13 protein-coding genes are annotated in these 14,249 nt (G+C 59.6%); 5 read left to right on the top strand and 8 right to left on the bottom strand.

The features are described from left to right. Nucleotides 1–4: 4 nt before the first annotated feature. The 6 genes from P0D89_RS12845 to P0D89_RS12820 form a co-directional block, all read right to left on the bottom strand. Nucleotides 5–874: a DUF2092 domain-containing protein gene (locus P0D89_RS12845; protein WP_408376680.1), complete on the bottom strand. Its 870-nt coding sequence runs from the start codon at nucleotides 872–874 to the stop codon at nucleotides 5–7. A 44-nt stretch (nucleotides 875–918) separates the two neighbouring features. Beyond that, nucleotides 919–1,218: a hypothetical protein gene (locus P0D89_RS12840; protein ID WP_408367509.1), complete on the bottom strand. Its 300-nt coding sequence runs from the start codon at nucleotides 1,216–1,218 to the stop codon at nucleotides 919–921. Nucleotides 1,219–2,368: 1,150 nt separating this feature from the next. Further along, nucleotides 2,369–2,755, bottom strand: a complete 387-nt coding sequence (locus P0D89_RS12835; RefSeq protein WP_408367511.1) for a response regulator transcription factor — start codon at nucleotides 2,753–2,755, stop codon at nucleotides 2,369–2,371. Nucleotides 2,756–2,917: 162 nt separating this feature from the next. Continuing rightward, nucleotides 2,918–3,541: a response regulator transcription factor gene (locus tag P0D89_RS12830; protein WP_408367527.1), complete on the bottom strand. Its 624-nt coding sequence runs from the start codon at nucleotides 3,539–3,541 to the stop codon at nucleotides 2,918–2,920. Beyond that, nucleotides 3,538–4,989, bottom strand: coding sequence for a PAS domain-containing sensor histidine kinase (locus tag P0D89_RS12825; protein ID WP_408376679.1), 1,452 nt, complete (start codon nucleotides 4,987–4,989; stop codon nucleotides 3,538–3,540). Before P0D89_RS12825 ends, P0D89_RS12830 begins: the two co-directional genes overlap by 4 nt. Nucleotides 4,990–6,222: 1,233 nt before the next feature. Beyond that, nucleotides 6,223–6,810 (bottom strand): BPSL1445 family SYLF domain-containing lipoprotein, encoded by a 588-nt coding sequence (locus P0D89_RS12820; RefSeq protein ID WP_408376678.1) that lies wholly within the window; start codon nucleotides 6,808–6,810, stop codon nucleotides 6,223–6,225. A gap of 106 nt (nucleotides 6,811–6,916) precedes the next feature. On the opposite strand from P0D89_RS12820, the gene P0D89_RS12815 reads away from it, so the two are divergent. Then, the gene (locus P0D89_RS12815) at nucleotides 6,917–7,246 is read left to right on the top strand and encodes a hypothetical protein (RefSeq protein WP_408376677.1); all 330 of its coding nucleotides are present in this window, start codon (nucleotides 6,917–6,919) and stop codon (nucleotides 7,244–7,246) included. 57 nt (nucleotides 7,247–7,303) lie between these two features. On the opposite strand, the gene P0D89_RS12810 is transcribed toward P0D89_RS12815, so the two are convergent. Beyond that, nucleotides 7,304–7,984, bottom strand: coding sequence for a hypothetical protein (locus P0D89_RS12810; protein WP_408376676.1), 681 nt, complete (start codon nucleotides 7,982–7,984; stop codon nucleotides 7,304–7,306). Nucleotides 7,985–8,347: 363 nt separating this feature from the next. On the opposite strand from P0D89_RS12810, the gene ppk2 reads away from it, so the two are divergent. Continuing rightward, complete coding sequence (ppk2, locus tag P0D89_RS12805; RefSeq protein WP_408376675.1) at nucleotides 8,348–9,163, top strand: polyphosphate kinase 2; 816 nt, start codon at nucleotides 8,348–8,350, stop codon at nucleotides 9,161–9,163. A 63-nt stretch (nucleotides 9,164–9,226) separates the two neighbouring features. On the opposite strand, the gene P0D89_RS12800 is transcribed toward ppk2, so the two are convergent. Continuing rightward, nucleotides 9,227–9,574, bottom strand: coding sequence for a hypothetical protein (locus P0D89_RS12800; protein WP_408367523.1), 348 nt, complete (start codon nucleotides 9,572–9,574; stop codon nucleotides 9,227–9,229). Between the two features lie 673 nt (nucleotides 9,575–10,247). Between P0D89_RS12800 and P0D89_RS12795 the strand changes: the two genes are divergently transcribed. From P0D89_RS12795 to P0D89_RS12785, 3 genes are read left to right on the top strand one after another with little or no spacing between them, the layout of a single operon-like run. Beyond that, complete coding sequence (locus P0D89_RS12795) at nucleotides 10,248–11,540, top strand: LssY C-terminal domain-containing protein (RefSeq protein WP_408376674.1); 1,293 nt, start codon at nucleotides 10,248–10,250, stop codon at nucleotides 11,538–11,540. Continuing rightward, nucleotides 11,537–12,790, top strand: coding sequence for an LssY C-terminal domain-containing protein (locus P0D89_RS12790; RefSeq protein ID WP_408376673.1), 1,254 nt, complete (start codon nucleotides 11,537–11,539; stop codon nucleotides 12,788–12,790). The genes P0D89_RS12795 and P0D89_RS12790 overlap by 4 nt, the downstream gene beginning before the upstream one ends. Beyond that, nucleotides 12,777–13,928 (top strand): lipase family protein, encoded by a 1,152-nt coding sequence (locus P0D89_RS12785; protein WP_408376672.1) that lies wholly within the window; start codon nucleotides 12,777–12,779, stop codon nucleotides 13,926–13,928. The genes P0D89_RS12790 and P0D89_RS12785 overlap by 14 nt, the downstream gene beginning before the upstream one ends. The last annotated feature ends 321 nt before the right edge of the window (nucleotides 13,929–14,249 follow it).

The following is a 14,249-nucleotide window of genomic DNA, read 5'->3' as shown; positions in this document are numbered from 1 at the left end:
CTCCTCATTGAGTTTTGGTGGAGTTGGCTTTCTTCGGCGGCGGCTTCATTCCGGGCGCATCCGTCGCGTCTGGGCGCGCGAACGCGATGTGTGCCGCGCCGGCAACGTTGGCCGGAACGAAAGCGTCCGCAGGAATCGCACTGTCCAGTTTCCAGTCGGATAGCGTCAGCACGTGGCGCAGCCGGGCAGGATCGTTGAGGTAAATCGCGTACATACGACGCGGGAGCTTGTCCTCCACGCCGATCCAGGCCTGCACGAACACGTCCCCGGTGACATACGCCACCATATCCGTTGTCATGTCGCCGACCACGTTTGATTGTCCGATGTAGAAAGCGATCTTCAGTCGGTCCGCGATGTCCTGGTACGGATCCGCGACGATCACGTCGGTGAACGGGAAATAGATTGCGCCGGTATCGAAGGCCACCTGTAGCGCCGCATCGATGGTCGGCGGCGCGTCGGCGACAGCGACCAGATTCTCGGCCGGTGAGAACGCGGTCATGGTCTTGCCGTCGTAGTAGAACTCCGAACGCGGCCCGTCTGCTGTGGTGATGACCCTGAGCTTGTCGGGCCGCTGCACCGTGACCTCAGATCGGGTCGAATAGACGAGCGGCGGCCCGAGGCGGCTCGGACTTTCGTAGGAAACGATCGCGGTGAACGACATCGTCTTCGCGGCCGCGAGGCGGGCACTCGCCGCCTTGAGAATGTCGATCGCGCGCTGCTCAAGTCCAGGCTGGAATGATGGTGCCGCAGCTTTCGCCGCCGGCGCGGCCACATGTTTCGTCGCATGCGGCGCTTGCTGGGCGTTGCCGCTTGCGGCCAGCAACATGCCCAGCACGACGGCCGCTATGCTTCGCTGCAATTTTTCATAACTCATCGCGGTCTCACTGAGTAGCCAGGCTTTGCGGCACCAGTCGACGCTCAGGGGAGCATGCCGCACTCAAACATCTTGTTGGCAATCGGCGCTGCCACCTTGCTTATGAAAGCAGCGCGCATCTGCGGGTCGTCGTGCAATAGTTGTACGGCCTGCTGCTCTCTCTCAGACTTCGGCCTGCCCTGCTTCTGGGCCCGCTCCTGCCACAGTTGCTCACAGCTTGATTGCTGGTATCTTTGAACCAGCTTGTCCGCGACCATGTCCATCATCGGGTATTGTTGTGCGACGGCAATACCCGTGAACAGCAGGGCTGGCGTCATCGCGAACCACAAGAGACGCTTGTTCATGAGTTTGCTCCTCATATCGTCATCAAAGTGTCGGTCAGGGAAACTGCCGTGATGGCCCGATGCAGATGCCCGTGTCAAGGGGTGTATTTTTTATACTCGGACCTTCCAGGCCGAGACCGGCCATCAAGCCTTCCTGACCATATATGAATGCGTAGACATCCGACTGCACCGTGGCGTGGTCAACTCCGCTGGCCCTGCCCGCATCCATCACCGCGGCACTCGGGCCGATCGCAACGGACCAGCCGTCGCTACTGTTAGTGGTAGCTGATTGCTGAGTTGGTCATGACATAGCCTTTGAACACGGGCGTTCACAGGCCTGATGGCCGTCTGAGACGGCTCTGATTGTGTAGTATCCAACTGCTTTGCCGTCGGGAGAGAACATGACGCCCTTGTCGCCTTTCGCACCCGCGATGAACCCAGCCTTCACTCCGTGCGGGAATAAAATACCAACTTCGCTCGATATTCGGTCCTTGCCTTTTGTTCCGTGTCGGACCGTCGCTGCAAAGCCGCGCGTACCTTCACGTCAGGAAGTCTCCCGAGGTTGAAGACTGCCGCGTTGAACAAGCTAGCGCGAGCAGCAAGAGCGGATGGCGAGGATGAGCCGAAAATACCTGATCATGGCGCGTGCTCCAGGCACAAAAGGCTCTCCGCATGAAAGGCGTTTCCGCCGAAAATTCCCCCAGCTCATGCCAATAGTGGTATTCCGGTGCCGATAAAACAATTAGACTTTGGTCCTATCCCCTCCCACGATTCCCGGTACACGGACGGACAAATGTGTCCGCATGCCCGCTCTGGGATCCGGCAATCATCGCCGCGTATTTGGGTCCGGGGAGACCATGACGACGCCATCGGTGAGCTCGCGACCAGATGCAGCGGCCAGAACCCACGTGACTATCGCCCGTTCACCAGTGACTAAAGCGGCGAGTAAAGCAGACCCGTATCTCACACGTGCTCCTGCATTTCCATTGAACGCTGCCCGCGCAGTGAACCCGCGCGCCGACGGGAGGCGAACGCGGAGGGTCAGTTAGCCGCGCGTCAACTCGAAACGACAGGCCGCTCGATTGACGCGCCGACGTAGCTCAGTTTGGTAGGTGGGATACAGGGAGACATTAGAACTTAGTCCCATGTCGCCAGGCGGAGCGCACGTGCTTCAGGGGCGCGACGAACCGTCTATCGCCATTTCCACTGCCTTGATCAGGATGGCGGCATTGAACGGTTTGCGCAGGTACGCCGCCGCGCCGGACGCAAGGGCCGCCTGCCGAACGGAAAGCTCGTCGTGCGCGGTGATCATGATGATCGGCAGGCCCATCGGCGCGAGTTGGCGCTGAACTTCCAGTCCGTTGGTTCCCGGCATCTGGATGTCCAGAATGACGCACGCGGGGCGGTATGACGGAATCGCCGACAGCGTATTCAGAAACTCGTCGCCGCTTGAAAATGTCTCCGCCCCGATACCTGCGGAGTGCAGCAGACGCTTGATGGCTCGGCATACCGATTCGTCATCGTCGACCACAGCAACGATTTGGTTGAGGTTGACCATATGACGGCGCGAACACGCGGTCGCTCCATGAGTAGACCATCTGAAGTTCCAGCCTAACGGGAGATACGCTGACGAGATATAGGACTTTGGTCCACTAGCGGCATTGATCCGATGGAACAGATCCGATGTGCCTCTCGCGAGGCGCGATCGGACCATGCCCCATCAGTTGTCGTCGGCCGCGTGCACGCCGACTTTTTCGGCCAGCCGAACGAGTTCGACAATCGATCGGGCCTTCATCTTCTCCATTACGCGGGCCCGATGAATCTTGATGGTCTTTTCAGCCGCGCCAAGATCGCTGGCGACCTGTTTGTTCAGGCGGCCGGTTAGTACGAGCGCCATGACTTCGCGCTCGCGGCGCGTGAGATGACTGACCCGTTCCTGAAGTTCCGCCCTTTCGCTTCTTTGCGCCCACTCCACGCAAGCGCGCTTGAGTGCGCGATCCACCGCGGCGAGAAGCAGCGATTCGCACACCGGCTTGGGCAGAAAGTCGAGTGCGCCACCTTTCATTGCTTCAACGCTCGAGCCGATGTCGCCATGTCCGGTCAGAAAAACGATGGGCAGAAGCTGGTCGAGATTGCGCTGCACCTCCAGGCCTGTCATTCCCGGCATCTGCAAATCGAGAATGAGGCATGCGGGCACGCTCGCCAAATCGGCTCTGTTCAGAAGAGCTTCCGGACTGTCAAAGGACTCAACGTGGTAACCCGATGCGCGCAGAAGCCGCGCAAGTGCGCATCGCACCCGCTCGTCGTCGTCTACGATGAAAACGCGGGCCGCGGCCTGACTCAAAGCGACTGGGGGTGGTGCCTTTGCAGGTCCGCTCCCGGAGGCAACGTTATGTGAAACGACGCTCCCTTGTCCTCGTTGTTCTCCGCCCATAGCTGGCCTCCGTGCGCCGTCACGATCGTGCGGCTAATAGAAAGTCCCAGACCGAGTCCCTGAGGTTTGGTCGTGAAGAAAGGCCGGAATATCTTGCTCATCTTGTCGACAGTCAACCCCTGACCTCGATCCTTCACTGTGATCCGTACGCCTCCGCCAACCTCTTCTCGCACTGTTGTCTCAATCATGCGCTCCGCTGGATCGCATTCCTTCACTGCGTCGAACGCGTTCAGCAGCAGATTGAGGACCACCTGCTGCAGTTGAACCTTGTCGCCGAACACCATCGGCAGATGGTCGGAAATGTCGAATTTCGTGCGAACCTCGCGCGCCATCGCATCGCTATGGACGAGCAGCGCGATGTCCCGGACCACACTGCCAACCTCCACCGGCCGGAGCTCCATGTCGCCTTTTCGTACCATCGTCCGGATCTTCTGGATGACTTCGCTCGCGCGACAGCTGTCAAGGATGATATCGCCCAACGCCTCATGGAGCTCCGCTTTATTGGCGTTTTCCGCCTCCATGAATTTTTGCGCTGCCTGGGCGTTGCTCAGGATAGCGGTAAGCGGTTGATTCAACTCGTGCGCAAGAGAACTCGCAAGTTCTCCCAACGATGACACGCGCGCCAGATGTACCAGTTCATTGCGGTTCCGATCGACTTCGAGGCATGCGCTGCGACCCGCTATCGCGATGATCTGCAATGCCTGATCAAAGGCGCCATATCTGGTCGTATTGGCTTCGACATGAAATCCTTCACCGTCACGCCGCCGCGCAACCAGCATCTGTGTCGTTGCCGTGTCGGAGATGCCGCTTTCGACACCGCGGTCTGTGGACGCCGAATGGCAGCGGTCCAAGCCGTGAATCGGGAACAGCATCTCGATCGATGCGCCGATCAGTTCTTCCCTGCTGTATGCGAACAGTTCTATCGCTTTGGCGTTCGCGAAGGTTATCCGATTGTGCCGATCGACCGTCAGGATCGGGATCGGCAACATTTCAAGGGCGCCCCTCAACGGCATGCTTTCGTCCAGTATCCGGCGCCTGCCGCGTCCGTCTCCATACAGCCATGCAACGCATGCGCCTGTATACCCTCGCCATCCCGATTTTCGGCCGCCATGCTCATGCTCATCGGCTGTAATGCGCTTTTTCGGCATATCGGCGTCATCGCCATGGAGAACGGGAAAATCGGAACCCGATGTTCTCAGGCGCCGGTGTCCGTGTTGACGATTCGAACGGGTGCTGGAGGGAAATGCATGCGCATCGCGGTGGGAGCTTCGAGACGGATGACGCCACGCATAGCACGCGACGGCAAAATCAGCCACCTCTTGAATCAGGCCTTTGCCACGCACAAGCAGATTGATCATCGGCATCTCCGTAACCAATATTTAGTGCATGTGTGGAGTTACCCGGCCGGCTGCCTCTTTACCTAGCCTACGCTACTTAACCGATTTTGCGAGGTTCGCTTCGTACAATAGGTAACTTGGAAACAGTATAGGATCTCAAACTTTAATTCCCCGAGTAAATTGAAGCAATTTTTTCCTCAGTCGGGGATCTCAGTCTGCGAAGTGCTCGGCACTTTATAAAGCATGCGAGCAAGCAAGGGTACGGACAGGTCGATTTCATATCTAGTTAATTAGGCACGCTTCGAAAATGCCGCGTGCACGGCTCCCCTTGAGACAAGCGATTCCGCAGCCGCGTTCGCGACGCGTCAAACAACTCCTCGAGGTTTGCATACATTCACGTTATTGCCGCGGCGACTTGATTGTCATCGTCTCGCAGAACACCGCGCATGCTCGTGGTTAACCCTGCAGAAATAATGCGACACACCTAGGGAGCCATTTAGTTGAAGTTTCTGGGCTGGCGAGCGATTTTCTGTCGCCACGTAATCGATTTCGATAGCGCCTTTCAGCCAACAACAAAATATGCCGGATAGTTATGCGGATTAATGCGTGATATGGATCGGGATCTTCAATTGGGTATATGCGCAGTGTCAAACGAAGAGATGTCCTACGCTGCGCCGTGAATGGCGAGTCGTTCGAACGCTCGCTAAATGGAGAGTAATACCGCCGACGCGCTCCCGTGTAACCTCAATCCTGTTGGCGTAAAAGGACGGGTGTAACTTGCGAAGCTCCTGCTGGGGCCCGCGAGCGAGCCGCATCGTCACAGATTGCGTCGCTAGACCTCATGCCGGCACGCCCGCGGGAGCTGGTCACTCGCGTTCCAATGCACGACGGGATATGGCTTCACGGTATTCGCAGACGACGTCGCTCAGAAGCCCTGCTTCATCACGGCTTCGAAGTCCGATTTGCTGCGACGCAATCACGACGCTCGCAGCACGCTGTTTGCGTTGTCACTCGACAGGCGTCGGGAGAGTCTCGTCGGAGATCGTCAATGTGGAAGATGGTATCGCGCTCAGGCGTTGCGAATCCGCCAAAATCCATCAGATCCGTGTCGCCGCACGCATATACGATGGCACGAAGCGCGCCGCGAAAAGGTCGGGATGGATCGCCTGGCGTGTGCCATCGCAGGTCCGCGAAACGACTCGGCATCCATTGACCATCATGATCAAATAGGCATTGCAGAACAGCACCGCGCGTTCACAGGTCGAGTCTGGTCACCTTTGTTCCAGCAAGAGAGATATCAGCCATCAGACCTTGATTGGTCAATACTAGCGCCACAACCTGCGAGGACACAGACGATGTGTCGATTGCACCGTTCGCGCCTACTTTCGCAATCGAGACCCCCATGTCGGCCCCAACCGACCAGCCCGACGTACTGCGGAATTTGTCCAGTGCGGCTTGCGTCATGAAGAGGAAAATGATCGCGGTCGACTGGACGCCCGCCTGAAATCCAAATGAAGCGGACGTCGTGCTGTAATAGCCGACTGTCGCGCCACCGACACGCAACGCGCCGTCGCCGTGCTCGGCGCCGACAATGAAGGCCGCTTTTTTCACATCAGGGAAAACCAGCACCCCTTGGGCCTTTGATACGAGTTCACGTGAACCGCCTACCGCCGTGAACAATCGCGACAACGTCCCGTTCACGGCCGAATCGATCTCTTGCCGCTTTGCAGCGTTGGTTTCGGGACTCTTGCCGCTTCCCGATGTCGTAGTGCAACCCGTAAGAGCCAAACTCGCAGCAGCGGTTGAAATCGCAATATTTTGTACAAAGTTCCGTCTGTTCATTATCGAACTCCATTGTGGTTACAGTGCGAGTCGCCAGGCCCTATGTCTGGCCGCTTCGGTCCCTTGTTCTATCGCATTCCAACAGTTGGCCGCAATGCGGCTTGTCTTGCTGGTCTATCACACGTTCAACAGGGCCGTAAGCAACGACCCGTGGAGTTCTCACCGGGTCTACCTTTTCTGCCCGCACGGCGCAGACTCGCAGATCCGGCTGGACATGGCGAACGGTCGCGTCTTCGGTGACGAGGCGCGGCGGCAGCAACGCCTCCGATTTCATGATGTCACGATGGAGCAATCGGGAAATCAGACCTTGGTCTTACAACCCGCGACCGGATGCGTCGCGGGAGTGTCGGAGGAACAAACGTCCCTGCGAATTCCGGCTCAAGGCTCGCCGGACGACACCTTTGACCGATCGCCTGAAAGTACGGGCATCGAATAAAAGCTTCGCGAGCGTGCGCTGATGGCTTGACCGCCATCCGGGAAAGCCGACACTGCATCATCCGCCAAGCGCGATGATCGCCATGGTCAGCACGACGCCGAGCGCCGCCATCGCAAAGCCCGCTTTCCATCCGCCGAACCCGGAGTGGCGGCCGAGCGCCATCCCGCTGCCGAATAGCATGACAATCGTCAGCGCGCGCGAAACGATCAACGCAGTCGGAACGTCCCTGAACACCACGAACGGCAAGGCAACCGGAAAAGTCGAAAAGACCACGATCAGGAAGATGGCCGCCGCGCCGACTATGTCATCGCGCAAAAAGCGTGGACGGTGCGGCAGATTCGGGATGGCGGCAAGGCGTGCCCGGATGACTTCCAGTTCAGTATCGGTGATCAGGGGCGTGATCCACCTGGGCAATGCCTTGCGAAGCGCGCCAATTCCGGCGGCCGCGTCCGGCTCATGTCTCACGGTCAGCGCGAGCGTGAGCCGCCGGCCGCGATTGGTCAACGTGCGCACGAGAAACATCACGGCATCGGCCAGGCCCCACGCGAGGTTGCAGCCAAGTGCCGTGTAGAACATTTTTCGCCCCGCCTCTTCGCCGGCTGTGGCGGCAGACACGGCGCCCACAAACGTTAGCGCCATGAACAGGCCAAAACACAATTCCGACACCCGATCGACTGTGTCCAGAACCGGCTCGCGGGTATCGATGTCTTCCTGATCCGATAGACCGGTAGCGTCCATGAGGTCTCCCGCCGCGCGTGGCATATGATTGTTCTCATCATCTAGCCGAACGCGCCCTTAGCGTTTCGATACCCGGCCCCGGATGCACCGCGGGACCGGAAATTGTGATCGCGTGGGTCACAGGTCACCGGCCGCAAACGGGCGCCCGTATTTACGCCGACGGCGGCGATCGAACCAACACCTCGGCGTGGTATGGCGCGACCATTGGATCGACGATCCACTGGCAGTGTTCACGGAGGATACGCCGCGCGATCTCGCGACGATATTGGACCAAGGTCGTATGGCCTTCCTGCGTGCCGCGTCCTACCTTGCTAGAGGATTATCGGAAAACGAGTCAGGTTACGCCCGCGTGGAGAGATGGGAATGGCAAAGATCCAGGAAAAGAAAGACCCGTCCGCGCAAGGCAATCCGCTCTCGTACAAGGAATACCGGAAGGCGCTGTTCCACTTGCACGTCGAACTGGTCAAACTCCAGGAGTGGGTGGTGCAAACGGGAAGCAAGATCTGTATTGTCTTCGAAGGACGCGATGGCGCAGGCAAGGGAGGCACCATCAAGGCGATTACCGAGCGGGTCAGTCCGCGCGTATTCCGCGTGGTGGCCCTGGCTGCGCCGAGCGAACGCGAGAAGAGCCAGATGTACCTGCAACGTTATGTGCCGTATCTGCCGGCTGCGGGGGAAGTCGTGATTTTCGATCGAAGTTGGTACAACCGCGCGGGAGTCGAGCGAGTGATGGGTTTCTGCTCCGAAGAGGACGTCGAAAGCTTCTTCAAGGCCGTGCCGCTTGTCGAGCAGGCGATCGTCCACTCGGGGGTCATCCTGCTCAAATACTGGCTGGAAGTCAGCCCCGAAGAACAGACCCGCCGCCTGGAAGCACGCATCAACGACGGGCGCAAGGTTTGGAAACTGACGGACATGGACCTGAAATCCTATAGCCGATGGCATGACTACTCGCGTGCACGCGACGCGATGTTCGCGGCGTCGGACACCGAAATCGCTTCATGGTATGTGGCGAATTCGAACGACAAACGGCGCGTGCGTCTGAACATCATCAGCGATCTGTTGAGAAGGATTCCTTATGAATCAATGCCGCGCAAAAAAGTTACGCTGCCAAAGAGGCAGAAATCCGATGGCTATAAGGAAGCGGACTATCCGTTCAAATACATAGCCGAGCGCTTCTGACCTCGTCGGCTTCACAGCGGACGAAGGCCGTGGTTGCCATCAAGGGCTCCGGCCTTCGCCGGCTCAAAGGCAGGCGTTGATATCGCCGGTGGCATCGCCACCCGCACCTGCACCCGAGCGAAATCCGACCCAGGTCTTCTGGCCCGTCCACGAGGGCCGGACGACAGCGGCAGCGCCATCCGGCGGCCGCTGCCCAGGAACATAGACATCCATCGCCTGGTTGTTCGCCACAATGACCTGCGAAATGACTGTCTGTTGCGATCGGTTCGCCCATTTCTGAGCGATGCATTGTGCGACTGCGGCGACCGGATGCTGACTTTCACCGACCGATTGCGCGTTCGGCGGCATCGGTGCAGTTGCACAGGCGGTCAAGGTGGCTGCAGTCACAAGGAGAATCGGTAACGGTTTCATCTTTTCATCCCTCACTTTGGGTCCGCATTTCCATGGGTTTGATGCAACGTCGCGTGAGCATCTGTGCAAGCCCGAACGATTCGCATCGCCCGGAAACTGGATGACAGGCCATCATTGCCGGCCTTTTCAGCGCTGACTGGTCGTTACCAAGCCTGAATGAGCCGCGCGAATGAGTCTTTGTGTACGCCGCAGAGGCAATCCCTTCAGCCGCGACCCGCAGCAAGGTTAGCGGCAATAGCCTATCGATCATGCAGTCAATGAGAGTAACGGGCAGAGTAACCAGCACCTCTGAGCCAGTCGCCAACGGTATGCTGCTTGCGACCTCGATACGATGACAACTATCGGCGCATGCGTAAATCGGCCTTTGGTCTTATGCACGCAAGCGGCGCAGGCTGACTAAGCTGCGAATCAGGCTTCGTTTTCCGGTAGTGGCAAGCACAACGAAAACGCTGGAGTGTCCGCGAACGCCGGCACGCGTCGCGCGCCGATCGACGATGAGCGAGGCCTCGATGTTGTGGATTTTAATGATGGCACGCTCGTAGCCGCACACTATAATTCCACTCGCATATTGCGGAAGGCTATATAGAGAGTAGCCTGAATGTGCAGTAAAGATCGGTTGACATCAGCCCATTGACAGGCGCGCCGCCCCGGCTCGCGGCAAAGAGGTTACGCGATGGACCGCGTCGTGAATCGACGGCTGGCTGCTATTGTCATCGCCTTCGCGTTATGCGGTTGCGCGGCCACCACGCTGCCGAACGCGGATGGAATCAGCTATAAGAGCCGAGCCGTGAACCGCAGCGAAGGCGGCCTCTACGTTTCCGCGTCGGTGCTTTCAGATGAAGAAAGCGCGGCGGTGTATGGCGTGCCGCTCGCCAGCAAGGGCATTCAGCCTGTGTGGATCGAGGTGCAGAACAACGACACGGCCACCTATTTCCTGATGTCGCCCGGCCTCGATCCGAATTTCTTCCCGGCTTCCGAAGCCGCCGAGGCGTTTGGCGGCAGCCATGTGCAGGGCGGGAACGTCGAACTCGACCGGCGCTTCCGCGCGCTTGCCTTCCGCAACCCGATCCGGCCGGGGCAGACCGTATCCGGTTATGTGCTGACCAACCTCAGCGAAGGCGCGAAGCTCGTCCAGCTCGATCTCGTGGCGAGCGAAAAAGCGCGGACGTTTTCGTTCCTGATGGTCGTGCCCGGCTTCTACGCTGACTATCACGTCAGCGCGGTTTTTCGGCGCGATATCTATCCGCCGGAAAAAATCGTGAACTACACGGAGGACGACACGTTCCGCGCCGCGCTCGAAGCGCTTCCCTGTTGCGCAACCAACCAGGACGGTTCGAAGAACGGCGATCCGCTCAATCTCGTCATCGTGGGCGGGCTGGACGACGCGTTTGCGGCACTCGTGCGCCGCGGCTGGAGTCCGACCGAACAGAAATGGTCCGGTGCGATCATGAAGACGATGACTTCCGCGCTGTCCGGCGAGCGTTACGTCAATGCGCCTATCAGCGATCTTTACCTGTTCGGCCGGGCTCAGGACCTCGCCTTGCAGAAAGCGCGCGACACCATTCACCAGCGCAATCACCTGCGACTCTGGCTGAGCCCGATGCGCTATCACGACAAGCCGGTGTGGGTAGGCCAGATCAGCCGGGATATCGGCGTTCGTCTTACGTTTCACTCGCCCACGTTTACAACGCACAAGATCGACCCGGACGTCGATGAGGCGCGCACGGCACTGACTGAGGACATGGCCTATTCCCAGAACCTTCAGAAGATCGGGTTCGTCAAGGGAGTCGGCCCCTCGCCGCAAAGCGCCCCGAAAGAGAACCTCACCACCGATCCGTACTTCACGGACGGCTATCGCCAGGTACTCGTATTCGACCGGCAACCCACGTCGCTCTCAGGGATCGAATTCTTACCTTGGGAGGCAGCCGCGAAGCTCAACGCGCTACCCTCGGGAGCCAAACAATGAGCGAATCGCGCGCGCGGCAACGGGCATTGAAAAAAGTGGCAGGCAGCGTTGTCCTCTTGCTCGTTTTCGCGGGCTGTGCGACGTGGACGGCCCCGACCAGCTTCGACGATGCGCCGCTGCGCGAGCGCGCGGTGAGCGCGACGAAGCAGGACACCCGCGTCAGCGTGGCCGTGCTGGGAGGCGAGGACAGCAAGCGCATGTTCGGCGTCGACATCAACAAACACAACGTTCAGCCGCTATGGATCGAAGTGGAGAACCGGACTTCGCAGTCGCTATGGCTGCTCCACTCCGGCACAGATCCCAACTACTTCTCGCCGCTCGAAGTCGCATGGTCCATGCACACTCTGCTCGGAGGGGCGACCAATGCGCAAATCGACAGCCATCTGAACAAGCTCGGGTTCAGAAATCCCGTCCCGCCCGGCGAAACCCGGACAGGGATTCTTTTCGCCAATCCCGACCGGCAGATCAAACTCGTCAATATCGATCTGCTCGGCAGCAAAACCTTGATCCCTTACTCGCTGTTTCTGCCCGTGCCGGATGACGCCGCCGACCCGCATTTCGCGCTGACGCCGTTCCGGTATCCCGACAGCGTCATCGTCGACTATCACGACCTTGCCTCGTTGCGCGCCGCACTGGAACAGATGCCCTGCTGCGCAACCGATGAGCAGGCGAAAACGGCAGCTGATCCATTGAACGTGGTTGTCATCGGCACGCTGCAAGACATTGGGGCGGCCATGGTGCGCCGTAGCTATCGTCGCGACATGCGGAAAAATGACCTGGCGCAACTGCTGTTCGGACGCACGCCCGACGTCATCCTGCGTAAGGAAGCGCAAACGGGCGCGCCCTCCACGGCATTGCGCGCGTGGCTCACGCCCATCCGCTTTAACGGTGAGGCAGTGTATCTGGTGGAGGTCGGACGGCCTGTCGGGGGCCGCTTCGCGCACCAGGATACGGACGGCGGCACGCTCCACGAGGACGTCGACGAAGCGAGGAACCTGCTGGTCCAGGACATGATGTATTCAGGCGGTCTGGAAAAACTCGGCTTCGTGAACGGCGTAGGTGCGTCACCTCAGGGACATCCACGGACCACGCTGAACGGGGGGCGTTACTACACCGACGGACTGCGTGCCGTGATGTTCTTCGCGACGCGCCCGCTCAGTTTCACGAACGTGGAGATGCTCGACTGGGTGCCTTATCTGGAACAGGGCAAGCCCACCGTACCCAAGGAGAGCGGCGATGCCGGCAAGTAACCCCCTCTCCGAGCGGCAAGATGGCGTCGCGCCACCGGTCAGGCATGCGCGTGCATCGGCGAATCGCCGGGCCGGTTTCGCAGCGCTTGCATCCTGCCTCGCGCTGGTGGCATGCGCAACGAAGCCGCTCGTTCCCTACACGACGGACACGCCTCCTCTCATCCTCGTTCCTGCATCGTATGCTGGCATGCAGGACAAGCGGGCGCGGTTTCGGGAAATCTACTGCGCGGTGCTCGAAGCGCACGGCCGGGCGCTTCCTGATTACCGCCCTTGCGAAAGTGCCCTGACACGCGTGGGCACCGAACCGGCCGGCACGGGCGCGCCCGTCGCTCTGGGCCTATCCACGCGGCACCTCGTTGCGGCAGTCGTTGCCGGCATCGGATACGACTGCTTCAAGCCGTGGCTGAATCCGCCTGGCACTGTCACGAAACAACTACGCCAATACGGATACGACGGGTTCATGCTCGACGTCGACGGGTTGTCGAGTTCCGCCCACAATGCACGCCAGATCCGCGATGCCGTGATGAGCATGCCAGCGCCCGACGGACCCGCACGCCTCGTGCTGATCGGTTACTCGAAGGGGGCGCCGGACATTCTCGAGGCCGTCGTTGCATATCCGGAGATCCGTAGCCGCGTGGCGGCCGTCGTCAGCGCAGCCGGAGCGGTCGGCGGATCGCCGCTCGCCAACGATGCGCAGCAATATCAGGCTGATCTGCTGCGGCACTTTCCGGGCGCGACCTGCACGTCGGGAGATGGCGGGGCCGTGCAAAGCCTGCGACCCGCGACGCGCCAGGCGTGGATGGCGCAGAATCCGCTTCCAGGCGACGTGCGGTACTACTCGCTCGTCACGTTCCCTGAGCCGCAGCGTATATCGTCGATACTTGAATCGAGCTACGACAAGCTCTCGCGGATCGATCCGCGTAACGACAGCCAGATGATCTTCTACGATCAGGTCGTGCCCGGAAGCGCTCTGCTCGGCTATGTCAATGCCGATCACTGGGCGCTGGCTGTGCCTATTGCGCGAAGCCATGACGTGATCGGCTCGCTGTTCGTCACGCAAAACGCCTACCCCCGTGAGGCGCTAACGGAGGCGATTCTGCGCTTTCTGGAAGAAGATCTGTCGACACCGGGAAAGTGAAACGGCGTAGGTCGTTTCCGCTTCTGTGGACGCCGCTTCGGTATCCGGACCCGCTCCGCCGACATCGCGCGAAGTGTTGCGGGCGTCATGTCGGTGAACAATCGCCTCACGGTTGCAACGGACGTTGGGTCAATGCTGGCGCGAACTGCTGCATAGCCCACTTCCCTACGTTCTCGGCAATGAAGCTTCCACCCCCTGGCACGCCCGATGAATGTTCAAGCCTTCACCCGGCTGACGGGCATTTCCAGCTAAGCTCGCTAAAATCGTATAGTTGTCGGCCCCTGCTGCTAATCAGATCCGTGTTATGAGGTTCCCTGCTTT

Source organism: Paraburkholderia sp. RL18-085-BIA-A, assembly GCF_046027075.1.
GTDB lineage: Bacteria > Pseudomonadota > Gammaproteobacteria > Burkholderiales > Burkholderiaceae > Paraburkholderia.
The sequence above is the reverse complement of the archived record's forward strand: the minus strand, read 5'-3'. Positions and strand labels throughout refer to the sequence as shown.

Excerpts from the sequence above, each read along its gene's own strand:
- P0D89_RS12840 (WP_408367509.1), bottom strand. The coding sequence starts at position 1,218 with ATGAACAAGCGTCTCTTGTGGTTCGCGATGACGCCAGCCCTGCTGTTC.
- P0D89_RS12800 (WP_408367523.1), bottom strand. The coding sequence starts at position 9,574 with ATGAAACCGTTACCGATTCTCCTTGTGACTGCAGCCACCTTGACCGCC.
- P0D89_RS12820 (WP_408376678.1), bottom strand. The coding sequence starts at position 6,810 with ATGAACAGACGGAACTTTGTACAAAATATTGCGATTTCAACCGCTGCT.
- P0D89_RS12845 (WP_408376680.1), bottom strand. The coding sequence starts at position 874 with ATGAGTTATGAAAAATTGCAGCGAAGCATAGCGGCCGTCGTGCTGGGC.
- P0D89_RS12795 (WP_408376674.1), top strand. The coding sequence starts at position 10,248 with ATGGACCGCGTCGTGAATCGACGGCTGGCTGCTATTGTCATCGCCTTC.
- ppk2 (WP_408376675.1), top strand. The coding sequence starts at position 8,348 with ATGGCAAAGATCCAGGAAAAGAAAGACCCGTCCGCGCAAGGCAATCCG.
- P0D89_RS12785 (WP_408376672.1), top strand. The coding sequence starts at position 12,777 with ATGCCGGCAAGTAACCCCCTCTCCGAGCGGCAAGATGGCGTCGCGCCA.
- P0D89_RS12835 (WP_408367511.1), bottom strand. The coding sequence starts at position 2,755 with ATGGTCAACCTCAACCAAATCGTTGCTGTGGTCGACGATGACGAATCG.
- P0D89_RS12810 (WP_408376676.1), bottom strand. The coding sequence starts at position 7,984 with ATGGACGCTACCGGTCTATCGGATCAGGAAGACATCGATACCCGCGAG.
- P0D89_RS12790 (WP_408376673.1), top strand. The coding sequence starts at position 11,537 with ATGAGCGAATCGCGCGCGCGGCAACGGGCATTGAAAAAAGTGGCAGGC.
- P0D89_RS12825 (WP_408376679.1), bottom strand. The coding sequence starts at position 4,989 with ATGATCAATCTGCTTGTGCGTGGCAAAGGCCTGATTCAAGAGGTGGCT.